This window comes from Saccharothrix sp. 6-C, from assembly GCF_016695385.1.
Lineage (GTDB): Bacteria > Actinomycetota > Actinomycetes > Mycobacteriales > Pseudonocardiaceae > Actinosynnema > Actinosynnema texasense.
Genome location: NZ_CP064192.1, coordinates 1,145,981 through 1,162,352, shown reverse-complemented (window position 1 = coordinate 1,162,352; position 16,372 = coordinate 1,145,981). Strand labels below are relative to the sequence as shown.

The 16,372-nt window shown below is 72.9% G+C and carries 21 protein-coding genes; 6 read left to right on the top strand and 15 right to left on the bottom strand.

What is annotated here, in order from left to right:
- Nucleotides 1-35 precede the first annotated feature (35 nt).
- Entirely contained in the window at nucleotides 36-1,037 is a 1,002-nt protein-coding gene (gene add, locus IOD16_RS05490) for an adenosine deaminase (protein ID WP_201439153.1), read from the top strand.
- Here add and IOD16_RS05485 read toward each other — a convergent pair.
- Together IOD16_RS05485 and IOD16_RS05480 are read right to left on the bottom strand one after the other, a co-directional pair.
- Nucleotides 994-2,157, bottom strand: a complete 1,164-nt coding sequence (locus IOD16_RS05485) for an MFS transporter (RefSeq protein WP_201441215.1) — start codon at nucleotides 2,155-2,157, stop codon at nucleotides 994-996. The genes add and IOD16_RS05485 overlap by 44 nt on opposite strands.
- Entirely contained in the window at nucleotides 2,157-3,062 is a 906-nt protein-coding gene (locus tag IOD16_RS05480) for an alpha/beta hydrolase (RefSeq protein ID WP_201439152.1), read from the bottom strand. Before IOD16_RS05480 ends, IOD16_RS05485 begins: the two co-directional genes overlap by 1 nt.
- A gap of 71 nt (nucleotides 3,063-3,133) precedes the next feature.
- On the opposite strand from IOD16_RS05480, the gene IOD16_RS05475 reads away from it, so the two are divergent.
- A complete protein-coding gene (locus tag IOD16_RS05475; RefSeq protein ID WP_123743362.1) occupies nucleotides 3,134-4,000 on the top strand; it encodes a LysR family transcriptional regulator in 867 nt (288 codons plus the stop codon).
- Nucleotides 3,997-5,217, top strand: a complete 1,221-nt coding sequence (locus IOD16_RS05470) for a family 4 glycosyl hydrolase (protein WP_201439151.1) — start codon at nucleotides 3,997-3,999, stop codon at nucleotides 5,215-5,217. The genes IOD16_RS05475 and IOD16_RS05470 overlap by 4 nt, the downstream gene beginning before the upstream one ends.
- Here the strand turns inward: IOD16_RS05470 and IOD16_RS05465 are convergent.
- The 3 genes from IOD16_RS05465 to IOD16_RS05455 are packed head-to-tail and all read right to left on the bottom strand — an operon-like array spanning nucleotide 5,205 to nucleotide 6,952.
- On the bottom strand, nucleotides 5,205-5,837 hold the full coding sequence (locus IOD16_RS05465) for an endonuclease V (RefSeq protein ID WP_123743364.1): 633 nt from the start codon (nucleotides 5,835-5,837) through the stop codon (nucleotides 5,205-5,207). The genes IOD16_RS05470 and IOD16_RS05465 overlap by 13 nt on opposite strands.
- A complete protein-coding gene (locus IOD16_RS05460) occupies nucleotides 5,834-6,769 on the bottom strand; it encodes a DUF3500 domain-containing protein (RefSeq protein ID WP_201439150.1) in 936 nt (311 codons plus the stop codon). Before IOD16_RS05460 ends, IOD16_RS05465 begins: the two co-directional genes overlap by 4 nt.
- A 9-nt stretch (nucleotides 6,770-6,778) precedes the next feature.
- Nucleotides 6,779-6,952 carry a hypothetical protein gene (locus IOD16_RS05455; protein ID WP_201439149.1) on the bottom strand — a complete coding sequence of 58 codons (174 nt, stop codon included), beginning with the start codon at nucleotides 6,950-6,952 and terminating at the stop codon, nucleotides 6,779-6,781.
- A 92-nt stretch (nucleotides 6,953-7,044) separates the two neighbouring features.
- Between IOD16_RS05455 and IOD16_RS05450 the strand changes: the two genes are divergently transcribed.
- Nucleotides 7,045-7,830 carry an arylamine N-acetyltransferase family protein gene (locus tag IOD16_RS05450; RefSeq protein ID WP_201439148.1) on the top strand — a complete coding sequence of 262 codons (786 nt, stop codon included), beginning with the start codon at nucleotides 7,045-7,047 and terminating at the stop codon, nucleotides 7,828-7,830.
- Here IOD16_RS05450 and IOD16_RS05445 read toward each other — a convergent pair.
- On the bottom strand, nucleotides 7,814-8,464 hold the full coding sequence (locus IOD16_RS05445) for a maleylpyruvate isomerase family mycothiol-dependent enzyme (protein ID WP_201439147.1): 651 nt from the start codon (nucleotides 8,462-8,464) through the stop codon (nucleotides 7,814-7,816). The two genes, IOD16_RS05450 and IOD16_RS05445, sit on opposite strands and share 17 nt — an antisense overlap.
- Nucleotides 8,465-8,526: 62 nt before the next feature.
- Between IOD16_RS05445 and IOD16_RS05440 the strand changes: the two genes are divergently transcribed.
- The gene (locus IOD16_RS05440) at nucleotides 8,527-9,057 is read left to right on the top strand and encodes a CGNR zinc finger domain-containing protein (protein ID WP_201439146.1); all 531 of its coding nucleotides are present in this window, start codon (nucleotides 8,527-8,529) and stop codon (nucleotides 9,055-9,057) included.
- Nucleotides 9,058-9,094: 37 nt separating this feature from the next.
- Here IOD16_RS05440 and IOD16_RS05435 read toward each other — a convergent pair whose 3' ends face one another.
- The 5 genes from IOD16_RS05435 to IOD16_RS05415 form a co-directional block, all read right to left on the bottom strand.
- Complete coding sequence (locus tag IOD16_RS05435) at nucleotides 9,095-9,523, bottom strand: CBS domain-containing protein (protein ID WP_123743369.1); 429 nt, start codon at nucleotides 9,521-9,523, stop codon at nucleotides 9,095-9,097.
- 288 nt (nucleotides 9,524-9,811) lie between these two features.
- Nucleotides 9,812-10,003, bottom strand: a complete 192-nt coding sequence (locus tag IOD16_RS05430; protein ID WP_123743370.1) for a hypothetical protein — start codon at nucleotides 10,001-10,003, stop codon at nucleotides 9,812-9,814.
- Between the two features lie 31 nt (nucleotides 10,004-10,034).
- On the bottom strand, nucleotides 10,035-10,187 hold the full coding sequence (locus IOD16_RS05425) for a hypothetical protein (protein ID WP_170185077.1): 153 nt from the start codon (nucleotides 10,185-10,187) through the stop codon (nucleotides 10,035-10,037).
- A 183-nt stretch (nucleotides 10,188-10,370) separates the two neighbouring features.
- Nucleotides 10,371-11,570: an MFS transporter gene (locus tag IOD16_RS05420; protein ID WP_201439145.1), complete on the bottom strand. Its 1,200-nt coding sequence runs from the start codon at nucleotides 11,568-11,570 to the stop codon at nucleotides 10,371-10,373.
- A 68-nt stretch (nucleotides 11,571-11,638) separates the two neighbouring features.
- Nucleotides 11,639-12,346: an EcsC family protein gene (locus tag IOD16_RS05415; RefSeq protein ID WP_201439144.1), complete on the bottom strand. Its 708-nt coding sequence runs from the start codon at nucleotides 12,344-12,346 to the stop codon at nucleotides 11,639-11,641.
- Nucleotides 12,347-12,394: 48 nt separating this feature from the next.
- On the opposite strand from IOD16_RS05415, the gene IOD16_RS05410 reads away from it, so the two are divergent.
- On the top strand, nucleotides 12,395-13,474 hold the full coding sequence (locus IOD16_RS05410) for an Rv2629 family ribosome hibernation factor (protein ID WP_201439143.1): 1,080 nt from the start codon (nucleotides 12,395-12,397) through the stop codon (nucleotides 13,472-13,474).
- On the opposite strand, the gene IOD16_RS05405 is transcribed toward IOD16_RS05410, so the two are convergent.
- From IOD16_RS05405 to IOD16_RS05390, 4 genes are all read right to left on the bottom strand, one after another.
- Nucleotides 13,460-13,891 carry an NUDIX domain-containing protein gene (locus IOD16_RS05405; RefSeq protein WP_236594765.1) on the bottom strand — a complete coding sequence of 144 codons (432 nt, stop codon included), beginning with the start codon at nucleotides 13,889-13,891 and terminating at the stop codon, nucleotides 13,460-13,462. The genes IOD16_RS05410 and IOD16_RS05405 overlap by 15 nt on opposite strands.
- Nucleotides 13,892-13,893: 2 nt before the next feature.
- A complete protein-coding gene (locus IOD16_RS05400; RefSeq protein ID WP_123743374.1) occupies nucleotides 13,894-14,742 on the bottom strand; it encodes an amino acid ABC transporter permease in 849 nt (282 codons plus the stop codon).
- A complete protein-coding gene (locus IOD16_RS05395; protein WP_123743375.1) occupies nucleotides 14,739-15,413 on the bottom strand; it encodes an amino acid ABC transporter permease in 675 nt (224 codons plus the stop codon). The genes IOD16_RS05400 and IOD16_RS05395 overlap by 4 nt, the downstream gene beginning before the upstream one ends.
- A gap of 71 nt (nucleotides 15,414-15,484) precedes the next feature.
- Nucleotides 15,485-16,372 (bottom strand): glutamate ABC transporter substrate-binding protein, encoded by an 888-nt coding sequence (locus tag IOD16_RS05390; protein WP_123743376.1) that lies wholly within the window; start codon nucleotides 16,370-16,372, stop codon nucleotides 15,485-15,487.

Genomic DNA, 16,372 nt, shown 5'->3' with positions numbered 1-16,372 from the left:
CCAGCGGCGGAGACCTGTGCAGACTCGCCCGGGCCATGCGTGACTTCATCGCCGCGCTGCCCAAAGTGGAGTTGCACGTCCACCTCGTCGGGTCAGCCTCCCCCGCCACCGTCCTCACCCTCGCCCGCCGGCACCCGCAGCACGGGGTCCCGACCGACGAGGCCGACCTGCTCCGGTTCTACGAGTTCACCGACTTCGGCCACTTCATCGACGTCTACGCGGCGGTGAACGACCTGGTCACCACGGGCGACGACGTCGCCGCGCTGGTCCTGGGCCTGGCCGAGGAGCAGGCGCGGCGCAACGTCCGCTACGCCGAGGTGACCGTGAGCGCGACCAGCCACCTGCGCGCGGGCATCGCGCCGCAGGAGCTGGACGAGGCGCTCGCCACCAGCCGCGAGCAGGCGTTGGCCGAGCACGGGGTCGAGCTGGCGTGGGTGTTCGACATCCCCGGCCTCTGGGACCGCGACTTCGGCCTGACCAGCGCGCGGTACGCCGTCACCCACCGCCCGCCGGGCACCGTCGGCTTCGGGCTCGGCGGGTTCGAGGCGGACGCGCCGCGGCGGGCGTTCCGGGAGGCGTTCGCCGTCGCCCGGGACGCGGGCCTGCACTGCGTGCCCCACGCGGGCGAGACCACCGGCCCCGACCAGGTCCGCGAAGCCCTGGACGAGCTGCACGCGGAGCGGATCGGCCACGGCGTCAACGCGGCGGCCGACCCCGAGCTGCTGCGCCGGCTGGCCGCCGAGCGGATCACCCTGGAGGTCTGCCCCACGTCGAACCTGCGCACGGGCGCCGTCAAGGACATCGCGGAGCACCCGCTGCCGAAGCTGCTCGACGCGGGCGTGCCGGTCACCCTGGCCACGGACGACCCCGGCATGTTCCACACCGACCTGGACCGCGAGTACCTGCTGTGCCACGAGGCGTTCGGCCTCGGCCGGGGCGAGCTCGCGGAGCTGGCCCGCACCGGGGTGCGGGCCAGCTTCGCGTCCGAGGGCCTCAAACGGTCGCTGCTGGCCGAGATCGACGCGCTCGGTCGCTGACCCCGCTCGCCACCGCCACCCCGAGACCGGCCAACGCCAGCGCCGCGCCCACCCAGTTGGGCGCGGTGTAGCCGTACCCGGCGTCGATCGCCGCGCCGCCCAGCCACGCGCCCGCCGCGTTGCCGAGGTTGAACGCGGCGATGTTCGCCGCCGACGCCAGCGCGGGCGCGCCCGACGCCTGCTCCAACACCCTGGCCTGCAAGGGCGCCACGGTCGCGAACCCGAACACGCCGAACACCGCGATCGTGATCGCCGCCGGCACGGCCCACTGGGCGGTGAACGCGAACACCACCAGCACCACCACGAGCGCGCCCAGGAACGCGTACAGGCTGGGCATCAGGCGGCGGTCCGCCGCCCGCCCGCCGACCACGTTCCCCACGAACAGCCCGACCCCGAACAGCACCAGCAGCCACGTCACCGCGCCCGGCGAGAACCCGGCCACCTCCGTCATCATCGGCGCGACGTAGGTGAACGACGCGAACACCGCGCCGAACCCGAGCGCCGTCGTCACCAGCGCGAGCCACACCCCCGGTCGGCGGAACACCGCCAGCTCGCCGCGCAGCCCGGTCGACGCGGGCTGCGGCGGCACCAGCGCCACGATCCCCACCAGCCCGACCACGCCCAGCGCGGTCACCGCCCAGAACGTCGACCGCCAGCCGAGCTCCTGGCCCAGCGCCGTGCCCGCCGGCACGCCCAGCACGTTCGCGGCGGTCAGCCCGGTGAACATCATCGCGATCGCCCGCGCCCGCCGGTCCGGCGCGACCAACCCGGCCGCCACCACGGACCCGACACCGAAGAACGCGCCGTGGCACAGCGCGGCGACGACCCGGCCCACCATGAGCAACGCGTAGTCGTCGGCCACCGCGCACACCAGGTTGCCCAGGATGAACAGCCCCATCAGGCCGACCAGCAGCTGCTTGCGCGGCAGCCGCGACCCGCCCGCGGTGATCAGCGGCGCGCCGACCACGACGCTCAGCGCGTACCCGGAGACCAAGAGCCCGGCGGACGGGATCGACACCCCCAGATCGCCCGCCACCTGCGGCAGCAGGCCGACGATCACGAACTCCGTGGTGCCGATGCCGAACGCCCCGACGGCCAGCGCGAGCAGCGCGGGCGGCATCATCGTGCACCGAGCCAGGTGCGCAGCTCGCCCAGCAGCACGCGGTACTCGTCGAGCGCCCCGTCCATCAGCAGGAACGGGTGGATCGTGCCCTCGAACTCCCGCAGCCGCACCGGCACGCCGGCCGCCGCCAACCGGGCCGCGTACCGCTCGCCGTCGTCGCGCACGGGGTCGTGCCCGGCGATGGCCACGAACGCGGGCGGCAGCCCGCCCACCTCCGGCGCGCGCAACGGCGCGGCGAGGCCGGAAACCGGGGCCGACCCGAGGTACTGCGCCCAGAACCACCGCATCGTCCCGGTCGACAATGCGAAGCCCGTCGCGTGATCCACGTAGGACCGGGTGGTGAAGTCGACGTCCAGCGCCGGCGCCACCAGCACCTGGAACGCCAGGTCGAGCGTCCCGCGGGCCTTGAGCGCCACGGCGGCGGCGAGGTTGCCGCCCGCGCTGTCGCCCATCACCCCGATCCGCGCCGGGTCGACGTCCACCGACGCCGCGTGCTCGAACAGCCACGCCGTGGCCGCGTAGGAGTCGTCCAGCGGCACGGGGAACGGGTGCTCCGGCGCCTTCTGGTAGTTCACCGCGAACACCGCGTGCCCGGTGGCGACGGCCAGCGCGCGCAGCGCCACGTCGTAGACGTCGAGGTTGCACGTCACCCAGCCGCTGCCGTGCAGGAACGCGATCGCCGGGAACGGCCCGTCGCCCTCCGGGTAGTAGATGCGCGCGGGCAGGTCGGCCGTCGGGCCGGGCACGAAGAGGTGCGCGACGCGTGCCACCGGCTCCGGTGGGCCCTGGAACGCCAGGAACCCCCACTGCGCCTGGCGCGCCTCGAAGACGGTCAGCTCCTCCAGCGCGGGCGCGCCCGCGAGCTTCGCCAGCACCGCTCGGGCCTGTTCGGTCAATGCCATGGACCGATCATCGGATGACCAGCAGGGATAAGTCCAAGGCATGTTCTTTCTCGCAGGCATAAGCTCCGGTCATGACGCTGCGGCAGTTCGAGTACCTGATCACGGTCGTGGACGAGGGCTCCTTCACCCGCGCCGCCGAGCTGCTGCACGTCACCCAGCCCGCCCTCTCCCACCAGATCCTGGCCTTGGAACGGGCCGTGGGCGCCCGGCTGCTCGACCGACTCCCCCGCGCCGTCCGCCTCACACCCGCCGGTCGCGCCTGGCTGCCCCACGCCCGTGCCGCCCTGGGCGAGGCGGAGCGCGCGCTCACCGCCGCACGGCGCACGGCGGGCGTGGAGTGCGGCGAACTGCGCGTGGCCACGCTCTACTCGCTCACCCTGGGCGTGCTGCCGCCCGTGCTGCGGCGTTGGCGGGCCGAGCACCCCGACGTCCGCATCCGCCTGTTCGAGCACCGCCACGCCGACGAGCTGCGGGACGCGATGGCCGACGGGCAGGCCGACCTCGCCCTCGGCCCCGAGCCGGCGAACTGGGCCGGTTTCCGGCAGCGGCTCGGCGTGGAGGAGTTCGTGATCGTGCTGCCGCCCGACACGCACCACCGCGAGCCGATCGACCTGCGCGAGCTCGCCGACGTCGGGTGGGTGCACTACGCGCCGGGCAACGGCCTGGCGGACCTGGTCGACGCGGCGTGCGCGGCCCGCGGCTTCCAACCGGGGGCGGCCGTGCGCACCGAGCAGACCGCGGCGGCGCCGGTGCTGGCCGCGTCGGGGCTGGGGCCCGCGCTCGTGCCCCGCAACATCGTGCCGGAGAGGTTCGACGGCGCGGTCCTGCGCACCGACCCGCCGGTGCGGCGGACGCTGGTCGCGTACGGCCACCGGACACCCGACCCGCTCGCCTCGGCCTTCGTGACCTTGCTCGCCGGGGCAGGATGGGACGCATGAGGCTGGTCATCCTGGGCGGCGGCGGCTTCCGCGTGCCGCTCGTGCACAAGGTCCTGGACGGGCACATCACCGAACTCGTGCTGCACGACGTGGACGCGCACCGGTTGGCCGCGATCCGGCACGTGCTGCGCGACGGCCCGCCGGTCACCGCCACCACGGACCTGGACGAGGCGCTGCGCGGCGCGGACTTCGTGTTCTCCGCGATCCGGGTCGGCGGCCTGGCCGGGCGCGCGATCGACGAGGAGGTGGCGCACGCGCACGGCGTCCTCGGGCAGGAGACGGTCGGCGCGGGCGGCATCGCGTACGGCCTGCGCACCGTGCCGGTGGCCGACCGGATCGCCCGGCGCGTCGCCGAGCTCGCGCCGCGGGCGTGGGTCGTCAACTTCACCAACCCGGCCGGGCTGGTCACCGAGGCGATGGCCCGCCACCTGGGCGACCGCGTCATCGGCATCTGCGACTCGCCGCTGGGCCTGTGCCGGCGGGTGGCGAAGGCGCTCGGCGTCGAGGACCCGGCGTTCGACTACGCGGGCCTGAACCACCTCGGCTGGTTGCAGGGCGTCCACCTGGGCACGGAGAACCTGCTGCCCACCCTGCTGGCCGACGACGAGGCCCTGGCGGGTTTCGAGGAAGGCCGGATGTTCGGCGCGGAGTGGTTGCGCGCGTTGGGCGTGATCCCCAACGAGTACCTGCACTACTACTACTCGACGCGGGAGGCGATGGGCGACAGCCGCGGCGCTTTCCTGCTCGACCAGCAACGACGCTTCTACGACGGCGAGGTGGACTGGGAGACCACGCGGCTGGAACGCGAAGCGACGTACATGGCCCAGGAGCGCGAACGCGACAGCCTCGAAGGCGGCGGCTACGAGCACGTGGCCATGGCGCTCATGCGCGCCATCGCGGACAACGAGACCGCCACGCTGATCCTGAACGTGCCCAACAACTCCACGCTGTCCACACTGGACGACGAGGCGATCGTCGAGGTGCCGTGCGAGGTGGACGCCGCGGGCGCGCGTCCGCTGCCGGTGAGCCCGCTGCCCGACCACGCGGCCGGTCTCGTCACGTCGGTCAAGGCCGTCGACCGGCTGATCATGGAGGGCACGCGCCCCGCCGCGCTCAAGGCGTTCGCCCTGCACCCGCTGGTCGACTCGCTGGCCACCGCCAAGAGCCTGCTGGACACCTACGTCCGGCGGCACCCGGAGCTGGCCTACCTGAGCTGAGCCCGGCCCAACGAGTCCGAGCGGCGGGTCGTCTCCGGCAGCCGCGTCACGCACAGCCGCAGCACCTCGGCGCACGCCCGGTCGAGGTCGATGCGGTGACCGACGGACACGAACACCGGCTTCACCCCTTCCCGGGTCCGCAGGGCCCGCCCGACGACCTCACCGTCGTCCACGAGGTCGGTGTGCGCGCCGCGCGCGTCGGCCGGCATGTCGAAGCGGCCCATCGGCGTCTTGGCCACGCCCACGCTCGGCAGGCCGGTCACCACCCCGAGGTGGCAGGCCAGCCCGAACCGCCGGGGGTGCGCGAGCCCCTGCCCGTCGCACACCAGCAGGTCCGGCGGCACGGTCAGCCGCTCCAGCGCCCGCAGCAACGACGGCAGCTCCCGGAACGCGAACAGCCCCGGCACGTACGGGAAGTCCGCCTTGCCCGTCACCACGGCGGAGTCCACGGTCCGCAACGTCTCCGCGTCCAGCACCACGACCGCCGCCGCCAACCGGTCGTCGTCGGCGTAGGACACGTCGAGCCCGGCGACGTGCCGCACCACCAGCCCGGGATCGGTCACCGTCGACACCGACGGCCGCAGGCGTTCCTGCTCGGCGACCGCCTCCTCTGGGGTCACGGGTGCCGCACCGAGGCGCGGTGCGCCGCCAGCAGGTCCTCGCCGAAGTCCCCGGCCCGCCGTCGCCACACCGAGTGCGCGTGGTTGGCGTCGTTGTCCGTGTTGTCGTACTCGATCAGCAAGTCCGGCCCCTGGATCCGGTAGTAGTGCCCCTCACCGCGCTTGTCCGATCCCTCCCACGAGAAGTGGAGCCGGTCCGGCTCCAGCGCGTCGAACTCCTCGTCGGCCAGGTCGCCGGTCAGCCGGTCCAAGTAGTACCGCACCAGCCCGACGAGCAGCCCGCGCGAGGACCGGTCCAGCTGCGCGGGCGTGACGCCGACGGGGTCGAGGTCGCCGATCCGCCGCACGTTGCCGGTCTTCAGGTCCGGCGGCGGCGTGCCGGAGACGACCGCCAGGCCCCGGGCCGTGCGGCCCATCCGGTCCAGCAGCTCCCGCGCCAGCTCCTCCTCCAGCCGCAGCGGTTCGAGCACCGCGCGGCCCCGGTACGCGATGCGGGCGGGGTGCGCGCCCAGGAAGAACGGCGTCGCCGACACCCGCCCGTCGGCCACGACCACGCTCACCGACAGGTGGTGCCCCTCGATCCGCCAACCCCACGGCTCGTCACCGGGTTCGCCGAGCAGCACGGTCCAGTAGTCGCCCTGGTGCCGGTCGCGGGCGCCGCCCTCGCGGTCGTCCAGCACGTCCTCCAGCGCCATGATCGCGGCGGTCTGCGCGTAGGCGTGCGGGCTGAGCACGCACGACAGCAGCCGGTGCACGGCTTTGCGCTGGTCACGAGTCAGCTCGTGGTAGACGACGCCCGGCCGCGGACCCGGCGTGTAAGCCCACCGGGTGCGCAGGTCGTCGTCGGCCACGTCCCGCACCGCCGCCGTCCGCTGCCCGTCGTCGAGCAGGTCGAGGAAGCCCCGGGTGGCTTCGGCGATCTCGTGCAGCATCCCCCGAACTTAGCCGCCCACCCGTCGTGGAGCAGCAGGCGCGCGTCGGGCGTCAACGACCAGCAGGACGGCACGGGCAAGGGGCAGGTTGGCTGCGGCGAACGCCACCGCGATGGCGAACTCCAGGTTCAGGCTGCCGAAGTCGCGCAGCAGGTGCTCGTCGAACGGCCGGAACATCGCCACCCAGGGCGACCAGGCGAAGGAACCTCATGCCCCTCTGACGACGGAAGCGGCCGAGGTGTGACAGGACCGGTGTCCCGCTGCATGCTGGCGCGATGTGGAATAGCGACTTGCTCGACCTGGACGCGTACCTCGACCGCGTGGGCTTCACCCCCGACCCCGCGGCCGACCGGGCGACCACGCTGCGCGGCCTGCACCGCGCCCACCTGGCGGCCATCAGCTTCGAGAACGCCGACGTGCGCGACGGCGTGCCGATCGCGCTGGACGTGCCGTCGTTGCAGGACAAGCTGGTGGCACGGCGGCGCGGCGGGTACTGCTTCGAGCAGAACCTGCTGTTCGCCGCCGTGCTCGACCGGCTCGGCCACGAGGTCACCGGCCTCGCGGGCCGCGTGCTGCTCGGCCGCACCGGCGACATCCCGCGCACGCACGCCGTGCTGCGGGTGGACCGGCGCTGGCTGGTCGACGTCGGCTTCGGCGGCGGCGGGCTGCTGGAACCGCTGCCGCTGGTCGCCGACGAGCCCACCCGGCAGGGCGACTGGACGTTCCGGCTCGACCACGCCGACGGCGTGTGGACGCTGCGGTCGTTCCAGGCCGGCGCCTGGTTCCCGTTGTACGACTTCACCGAGGACCCGCGGACGCCCGCCGACTACGGGATCCTCCACTACTACACGTCCACGCACCCGGCGTCCTCGTTCGTCGGCCCGCTGCTGGCGCAGCGCACCGACGAACGCGCCCGCCACAACCTCAAGGACCTGGAGCTGACCGAGACGCGCCCGGACGGCTCCGTCGTCAAGCGCAGCCTGACACCCGAGGAGCGCGCGACCGTGCTGCGCGAGGAGTTCGGGCTGGAGCTGCCCGACCGCGCTACGGCCAGGGCTTGAGCTCGGGCGCCTCGCCGGTGATCGGACCGGCCGGCTCGCGGCCCGCCAGCCACGCGGTCAGGTCGGTGAGCGAGCCGGTCAGGGTGACGTCCTCGCCCTCGCCGATGGTCCACTGGCGTTCCGGCGCCCGGAGGGTGAGCCGGACGCCCTCGGGCACACGCGCGGACAGGAAGTCGACGGCGTGCTCGCAGAACTCGGGCGACCAGGTGACGGGGCCGAGGTCGAGGTCGCGCAGGTGGATCTCGACCTCGCGCCACACCGCGTACGCGGTGCCGGTGAGCGTGCCGTCGCGGTAGAAGACGGGGGCGTCCCAGTCGCGGACGTTCCCCCAGGCCTCGGCGAGCCGGGCGACGGCGGCGGCGATCGCGGCCCGGTGCTCCGCCGCGGACCGCCCGGCGGCGGCCTCGATCGCGGCGTCGCGCGCGGGCCTGCCGCCGGGGTAGACCTCCACCTTCGTGCCCTCGTGCTCGGCCTGACCGGCGAGCGCGGCGGTGCCGTTGGCCAGGTGGGCCAGCACGTGGCCGCGCGTCCAGCCGGGCAGCGCGGACGGCTGCGACACCTGCTCGTCGGTGAGGTCCTCGATCACCGCGGCCAGCCTGCGGTGGCCGTCCAGCGCCCGCTCCTGGATCGTCACACATCCCCCTAATGGTTGTTCGACTCAAGTGCGTTAGGGAACCTATCACTAGACTCACCGGGGTGGCACTGGCGCTGGAGTTCGCGGGCACGGTCCGGCACGACGGGCACGGCGGGCTCGCGGACGACCTGGCCACGCAGGAGGGCTTCACGGCGTGGGCCGGGGTGCGGGCGGACGAGGCGCTGCGGCAGCGGGCGGTCGAGCTGCGCTGGGCCGTGCGGTCGTTGTTCGCGCGCGCGGCACAGGCCCACGAACGCCTGGACACACCCCACTTGATGGACGTCGAGCGCGCGCTGCGCATCGTCAACGAGGCCGCCGCACGGGTGCCGCGGGCAGCGCGGTTGGAGTGGGACGAGCAGCCCAGGCTGCGCTACGTGGACGCGGCCGACGACGGCGACCGCCTGCTGGCGACGCTGGCGACGGCGGCGATCGAGTTCCTGGCCGGCGGCACGCGGGCCGACCTGCGCGCCTGCCCCGGGCCCCGGTGCGTCCGGTACTTCGTCAAGGCCCACCCCCGGCAGGAGTGGTGCAAGCCGTCGTGCGGCAACCGGGCGCGGGTCAGCCGGCACTACCACCGCGGGCGCGACAGCTGACCGCGCGGGCGCCCGGAGGCGCCCGCGCGGCCGTCCGCTAGCCCTGCGAGATGTACGCGGTCAACTGGTCGTGGTCTTCCTGCAACTGGCTGATCCGGCTCTTCACCACGTCGCCGATGCTGACGATGCCGACCAGCTCACCGCCGTCGACCACCGGCACGTGCCGGATGCGCCGCTCGGTCATCAGCACCGTGAGGCTGTCGACCGAATCGCGCGGCGTGCAGGTGAGCACCTCGCTGGTCATGATCTCCGCCACCGGCGCGGCCAACAGCTCGCCGCCCCGGTCGTGCAGCTTCCGCACGACGTCGCGCTCCGACACGATCCCGGCGATGCCCTCGGGCCCGAGCACGACCATCGCACCCACGTTGTGCTCGGCCAGCGCGGCGACGAGGTCCGCCACCGACGCTCTCGACTCGACCGTGGCCACGGCCGAGCCCTTGTTGCGCAACACGTCAGCGATCCTCATGGGCGCCTCCCGATCTCCGCCAGACCCGGTTGCTACCCAGCTCAGGCTAGTTCGCCGGGCAAGTGATCGGCAGGTCACGCGCCCGAAGAGAGCACTACCCCGTCAGCTCGTCTTCGGCCGTGCGGTGGTCGGGGGCACCCGCGGCGCCAAGGCACTCCGCCAGGTGGACCAACGGCCGCGACCGTGCGACACCGTCCACAGTGGACGACTCCGGGCGGCGCGCCGGCCTCGACAGCACGACCGCCCGACCAGCTCCGGAGACTGGTCGGGCGGTCGCGTGCCGGTCGCTCAGCCGCCGCTCGTGCGCCGGAACACGCGCCGGCCGACGAACGTGTTCTGGTGCGGCCGGCCCGGGTTCTTGTTCACGCCGTCGTTCTTCTGGGCGTGACCGCGGCGGGCCGCGCGGTTGAGCGGGACCTCGGTCTGCTCCGGCTCGTCCTGCTCGCCGTCCTCGACCTGGGGAACGTCCTGATCGGTCATGTCTGCCTCCTGGGTGTGGCGAAGTCGCTGGTCAGCGACGCCGCATGGCGTACTGGCGCGGGGTGGCGACAGCTCGGCCGCCGCCGAAGCGCGGTTGCGCCGCGCCCGACGAGCGTGCGCCGCGGCGTGCGGCGCGGTTGGTCGGCTGGTCGTCGTGTGGTGGTTCGTTGCGCATGGTGGGCATGCGTTCGCCTCCTCGATGTCCGAGGCGTGCAAGAGAGTACGACCCGTGGTTCGACAGGGTCGCGAGAAGAGCCGCTGGGGCCACCAGGAGAAGGGCGCGGCACGGCCCGAGGCCGGTGCGGCGCTGGAGGAAGAAGTCCTCAGAGGTAGATCTGGAAGAACATGGTCGTGACGTTAGCGCGCTTCACGCCCCGACGCCAATCGTTTTACCGGCGGCCGACGCCCCCGCCCGCCGCGACCACGCCACGGCGGGCGTCATCGCCAGCGCGGCGGCCAGGAACAGCACGCCCAGCACGAGCCAGCCCACCACTCCCCCGCCCAGCACCAGCGTGGTGAGCAGCAACGGGCCCACGGTGCGCGCGACCGCCGTGCCGGTGCCGTAGAACCCCTGGTACTGGCCCTGCTGGTCGGCGGGCGCGAGGCCGAAGCCGATCTCCCACGAACCCGCGCCGTGCAGCATCTCGCCCACCACCTGGACGCCCGCCGCGACCACGAGCACCACCACCGCCACCCGGTCCGGCACACCCGCGGCCAACGAGAACACGACGCACGACGCGAGCAGCAGCACCCCGCCGCGCCGCACCGACCGCGCCGCCGTGCGCAGATCGGTGACCCCGCGCGCCAGCCGCACCTGCCCGAGCACCACCGCGCCCGTGTTGAGCACGAAGAGCAGCCCGACCACCCACTTCGGCGCGGAGGTGCGTTCGACGACCCACAGCGGCACGACCAGGCTCAGCATCGGCATGTAGAGCAGGAGGACCGAGTTCAGCAACGCCACCAACGCGTACGGCCGGTCCCGGAGCACGCCGAGCCGTCCCGTCCGGGCGACCGCCGCCACCTCCGGCACCCCCCGCAGCACCACCGCCGCGACCACGAACCCGACCGCGTCCACCGCGAACACCGCCAGGTACGCCGCCGGCGTGTCGACGTGCAGCGCCACCCCGCCGAGCCCCGCGCCCACCGCCAGACCGCCGTTGACCACGGACTGCAGCACGGCCCGCACCCGCGTCCGCTGCCGCGGCTCGACGAGCCCCGCCAGCAACGCCTGCCGTGCGGCGGCCAACCCGCACTGGCCGCACGCGTAGACGCACGCGGCCACCAGGAAGGCCCAGAACGAGCGGACCACCAGGAACGACCCCAACGCCGCCGCCGTGCCGACCGCCAACCCGACCGCGACCCGACGTGGCCCGACCCGGTCGGCGAGGTGCCCGAACCCCACCCCGGCCACCGCCCCGACCGCCCAGGCCGCGGTCAACGCCACCCCGACCAGGGTCGGCGACAAGCCGACGACCCGGGTGAAGTACAGCGCGGAGCACACGTAGAACGCCCCGTCGCCGACCGAGTTGGCCGCCTGCGCGACCGCGAGCACCTTCGTCGTCCTCATGGGACGCGACGCTAGGTCCCCGATTGGCCCAGCCCAAGAGCCAACTCCGGGCCGATGCGTTGGGCCAATCAGTCGCGGCTCTCCACGATCGACACGACCTCGCCGTCGATCACCGTGCCGTCCACGACCGCCGGGGCTTCTTCGCGCTCGGTGAAGAAGCGGGCGGCGAAGGCGCCCACGGCGCGGGTCGTGACGGCGTCGAACGTGCCGCCGATGACACCGCCCACCAGCGGCACGCCCTTGGCCAGGGTCACGGTCGCCTTGCTGGTGCCGTACTTCGCCAGGAGGGTGAAGCCGACGCGCTTGTTGACCTCGCGGATCAGCTGGGCCGGGATGCGCTCGATCAGGTTCATGGTGAGCCTGGAGCCCACCTTGATGCCCGCTTTCTTCAGCAGCTCGGTCCCCGCGTTGCCCAGCAGGCACACCAGGATCGCGGTCTGCACCTCGTCGCTGTCCAGGTCGTGCCCGTGCACGGCGGCGATCGACGCGATCAGGTGCGTCTGCACGAGGTAGGACGCCGTCAGGTTCGCGGGCAGCGTGACGGGCAGCGTGATCAGGCCGCCGACGTTCGTGGCGAAACCCTGCACGCCCGCCGCCGCCACGTGCGTCCGGATCAGGTGCTTGATCGCCTCCTCCGGCGTCAGCCCCTTGTCCAGGGCCTCCACCGCCATCTGCCGCGCGCCCTTGAACGGCCCGAAGCCGTTGATCCCCACCCTGAGCAGGTGGTCCACGGCGTTCTGCTGCACCTTGGTGATCGCACCCGGTTCGTCCACCATGCCCCCGAGGTTACGCGGCGCGTGATCGGGTAGCCGAGGCCAATGGACATGTCTTCGTTGGGAGAGCTGGTCAGGCACCGCGGCCCGTTCGCGTCGGTCTACCTGGACGCCTCGCACGACACCGAGGACGCGGCCAAGGCCATGGAGCTCCGCTGGCGCGGGGTGCGCGAGGAACTGGCCGGGCAGGGCGCGGACGACGCCACGCTGGACGTGATGCAGGACGCGGTGCTGACGCCGGTGCCGGGCAAGCCCGGCCGGGCGCTCGTCGCGGCGCACGGCAGGCTGCTGCTGGACCGGGTGCTGCCGCGCCCGCCCGCCGTGGAGACCACGCGCTGGTCGGACCGGCCGCACCTGCTGCCGTTGGCGACCTGGACGGAACCCGCCGTGCCGCACGTCGTCGTCATGGTCGACCGGGCGGGCGCAGACCTGCACGGGTACGACGGGCGCGGTGAGCGGGCGGGCGAGGTACCGGGTGACGGGCACCCGCCGCGCGAGGTTCCCCGCGGCGGATGGTCGCACCGGCGGCTGCGGAAGGCCGTGGAGGACCCGGCCGGGCGCGACGCGGCGATGCTGGCCGCCGAGGTCGACCGGCTGGTGACGAACCTGGACGCCCGGCTGCTGGTGCTGGGCGGCGAGGTCGGGGCGCGGGCCGACGTGCGCGAGGAGCTGAGCCCGCGGTGCCGCGACGTGCTGATCGAGGTGGGGGGCGCGTCGCCGGCCGAGGGCGCGGACGACGCCGCGTTCGACCACGCCGTGCGGTCGCTGGTGGCCCAGTACCAGTCCGACCTGGACAACGACGTGGTGGAGGAGTTCACCGCCGAGGCGGACGATCCGCACGGTCGCGCGGTGCAGGGCCTGGCACCCGTGGTCGAGGCGTTGCGGGAGGCGAAGGTGGCCGCGCTGCTGCTGTCGGACCCGGCGCTCGGCGACCGCACCGTGTGGTCGGGCGACGACCCGGCGCAGCTCGCGCTGCGGGAGCAGGACCTGCGCGGCCTCGGTGTCGAGCACGTCGGCGAGCGGCGGGCCGACGAGGCGCTGGGCACCGCCGCCGCGGTGACCGGCGCCCAGGTGGTCTTCACCGACGCCGCCGGCCTGCGGGAGGGCGTGGGCGCGCTACTGCGCCACTAGCCCGTGCTCCAGGTAGAGGGTCACGCCGCGCTCCCGCGCGTCGAGCGCGGCGGACACCCGCCTGGCCAGCCGCGGGATCAGCGCGTCCGGCACCTCGGCGGGCGTGATGTAGCGGTGGCTGCGCAGCTCGGAGGCCTGCAACCGGATGGTGGCGTCGCCGAGCGAGCCGCCGTCGAAGATGAACAGGACCCGGTCCTGCCCGGCGGACGGCGCCCAGTCGGCGACGAGCAGCGGGCCCGGCTCCACGGCCAGGCCCAGCTCCTCCAGCACCTCCCGGGCGCACGCCTCGCGCGGCGTCTCGCCCGGCTCGACCACGCCGCCGGGGATCTCCCAGTGGTCCTTGTAGGTCGGTTCGACCACGAGGACGCGGCCGAGCGCGTCGAGGAACAACGCGCCGGACGCCGCGAGCGCGGCCACGCTCAGACCGCCGCCGCGACGACGTCCTCGGCCGGGTTCTTCTCCAGCACGACGACCTTCTTGTCACGCCGGCTGCGCTTCTCCAGGTACGTCGCCAGCCACGTCAGCAGCAGGCACATGGAGATGTAGACCGCGGCCACGACGATCGTGACGGGCACCAGCGGCCGGCCGAACTGGAACTGGCTGCCGATGTCGCGGGCGAAGTCCAGCAGCTCGTCGTAGGTGATCAGGAAGCCGAGCGCGGTGTCCTTGAGCAGCACGACCAGCTGGCTGATGATCGCCGGCAGCATCGCCCGCACGGCCTGCGGCAGCAGCACGTGCCGCATCACCTGCGTCTTGCGCATGCCCACCGCGTAGGCGGCCTCGCGCTGCCCGCGCGGCAGCGACAGCACGCCCGCGCGGAACACCTCGGCCAGCACCGAGCCGTTGTAGAGCGTCAGGCCGAGCACCACCGAGTAGAGCGGTGAACCGAGGGACACGCCGTAGTGGAAGACGAAGATCAGCACGACCAGCGGCACCGCGCGGAACAGCTCGACGACCACCATCGAGGGCACGCGGACGACCTTGTGGTCGGAGAGCTGACCGGCCGCGAAGATCGCGCCGAAGAGCAGGGCGAACACCGCGCCGAGGCCGAACGCCTTGAGCGTGTTCAGCAGCGCGTCGATCAGGGTCAGCTGGATGTTCTTGTACTCGAGCCAGGACCACTTCCGGCCTTCGAACTGGCCGCTCTCGGCGAACCGGTAGATCACGAAGCCGATGGCCGCGACCAGCACGAGGGTGCCGATCACCGCGTAGAGGCGGTGGCGCAGCCGGGCCCGGGGCCCGGGGACGTCGAACAGGACCGAGCTCATCGGGCGATGCTCCACCGCTTCTCAAGGCTGCGTTGCAGCAGGGTCATGGGGATCACGAGCACCACGAAGAACACGGCGACCCAGAGCAGGCCGATCAGCTGGTTCTCGCCGCGCTCCGCGAGGTTGGCGCTGATGGCGCCCGCCTGGAACACCGAGAAGCCCGCCGCGATGGTGGTGTTCTTCAGCAGGGCGATCATCGTGCTCATCATCGGCGGCACGACCGCGCGGGTGGCCTGCGGCAGCACCACGGAGCCGAGCATCTGGCCGAACGTGAGACCCAGCGCCCGCGAGGCCTCCGCCTGGCCGACCGGGACGGTGTTGATGCCGGCCCGCACGACCTCGCAGACGAACGCCGCCGTGTAGAGGGTCAGCGCGAAGAGGGCGGCGGTGTAGAAGAAGTCGGCCGCCGAACCGCCGAACGTGTCCGCGGTCACGATTCCGAGCGCCGGGAACGCGAGGGCGAAGAAGAAGAACACGAGGGTGAGCGGGGTGTTGCGGACGATCGTCACGTAGGCGGTGCCCATGGCTCGCATCACGGGGACCGGCGCGACCCGCAGCATTGCCAGGATCGTCCCCAACACCAGCGACCCGACCGCGGAGATCAGGAACAGCTCAACGGTGTTGAGGAACCCGGGCCCGTACAGGTCGAGGTTGTCGAGCAGGACGTCCATCGGCTTCCTCGGCTAGGTGGGTGTGGTGCGGCCGGTCGCCGGAACACCGACGACCGGCCGCGGAGAAGTGATCAGTAGCGTTCGAGCACGGGCTTGTCGGCCGAAGAGCCCGACTGGCCCAGGGTGGCGTCGTAGGCCGCCTGCCAGGCGCCGCCGTTGATGGCCTCTTCGAGGATGTCGTTGACCTTGTCGCGCAGGGCCTTGTCCTCCTTGGGGAGGCCGATGCCGTACGGCTCGTTCGAGAAGGTCTTGCCGACGACCTTCAGCGTGGTCGGCGACTGCGAGGCGTAGCCCTTCAGGATCGCGTCGTCGGTGGTGACGGCGTCCACCGCGCCCTGCTCCAGCTGCTCGACGCACAGCGAGTAGGTCTGGAGCTCGACGATGTTCTCCGGCTCGGTCAGGCCCTCGGACTTGACCTTCTGGATCGGCGTGGAGCCGGTCACCGAGCAGACCTTCTTGCCCTTGAGCGCGTCCTTGCCGGTGATCGAGGTGTCGTCCTTCTTCACCAGCAGGTCCTGCCCGGCGGTGAAGTACGGGCCGGCGAACGCGACCTGCTCCTTGCGCTTGGCGTTGATCGTGTAGGTGCCGACGTAGTAGTCCACGTCACCGTTGATCAGCGCCTGCTCGCGGCCGGCCGACGGGATCGCCTTGTAGTCGATCTTGTCGTCGCCGTAGCCGAGCTTGGCGGCGACCAGCTTCGCGATCTCGATGTCGAAGCCGGTGAACTTGCCGCTGGTCGGGTCCTTGTAGCCCAGACCGGGCTGGTCCTCCTTGACGCCGACGATGACCCGGCCCCGGGACTTGATCTTGTCGAAGGTCGGCGAGCCCTCGACCTTCACGTCGGCGGCGACCTGCTGGGAAGGGGCCGTGCCCGTGTCGCCCGCGCCGCCCTCCTTGCCGCATGCGGTCAGGGCGAGGCCGCCGGCCAGCAGCGCCACCGCAAGGGTGCGAACCCTCAT

Bases quoted from the DNA above. Each gene is read 5' to 3' on its own strand.
- IOD16_RS05415 (WP_201439144.1), bottom strand. From the start codon at position 12,346: ATGGTGGACGAACCGGGTGCGATCACCAAGGTGCAGCAGAACGCCGTG.
- IOD16_RS05485 (WP_201441215.1), bottom strand. From the start codon at position 2,157: ATGCCGCCCGCGCTGCTCGCGCTGGCCGTCGGGGCGTTCGGCATCGGC.
- IOD16_RS05460 (WP_201439150.1), bottom strand. From the start codon at position 6,769: ATGCTGCACGAGATCGCCGAAGCCACCCGGGGCTTCCTCGACCTGCTC.
- IOD16_RS05435 (WP_123743369.1), bottom strand. From the start codon at position 9,523: ATGAGGATCGCTGACGTGTTGCGCAACAAGGGCTCGGCCGTGGCCACG.
- IOD16_RS05450 (WP_201439148.1), top strand. From the start codon at position 7,045: ATGTGGAATAGCGACTTGCTCGACCTGGACGCGTACCTCGACCGCGTG.
- IOD16_RS05480 (WP_201439152.1), bottom strand. From the start codon at position 3,062: ATGGCATTGACCGAACAGGCCCGAGCGGTGCTGGCGAAGCTCGCGGGC.
- IOD16_RS05425 (WP_170185077.1), bottom strand. From the start codon at position 10,187: ATGCCCACCATGCGCAACGAACCACCACACGACGACCAGCCGACCAAC.
- IOD16_RS05400 (WP_123743374.1), bottom strand. From the start codon at position 14,742: ATGAGCTCGGTCCTGTTCGACGTCCCCGGGCCCCGGGCCCGGCTGCGC.
- IOD16_RS05470 (WP_201439151.1), top strand. From the start codon at position 3,997: ATGAGGCTGGTCATCCTGGGCGGCGGCGGCTTCCGCGTGCCGCTCGTG.
- add (WP_201439153.1), top strand. From the start codon at position 36: ATGCGTGACTTCATCGCCGCGCTGCCCAAAGTGGAGTTGCACGTCCAC.
- IOD16_RS05390 (WP_123743376.1), bottom strand. From the start codon at position 16,372: ATGAGGGTTCGCACCCTTGCGGTGGCGCTGCTGGCCGGCGGCCTCGCC.
- IOD16_RS05410 (WP_201439143.1), top strand. From the start codon at position 12,395: ATGTCTTCGTTGGGAGAGCTGGTCAGGCACCGCGGCCCGTTCGCGTCG.
- IOD16_RS05420 (WP_201439145.1), bottom strand. From the start codon at position 11,570: ATGAGGACGACGAAGGTGCTCGCGGTCGCGCAGGCGGCCAACTCGGTC.
- IOD16_RS05395 (WP_123743375.1), bottom strand. From the start codon at position 15,413: ATGGACGTCCTGCTCGACAACCTCGACCTGTACGGGCCCGGGTTCCTC.
- IOD16_RS05475 (WP_123743362.1), top strand. From the start codon at position 3,134: ATGACGCTGCGGCAGTTCGAGTACCTGATCACGGTCGTGGACGAGGGC.
- IOD16_RS05430 (WP_123743370.1), bottom strand. From the start codon at position 10,003: ATGACCGATCAGGACGTTCCCCAGGTCGAGGACGGCGAGCAGGACGAG.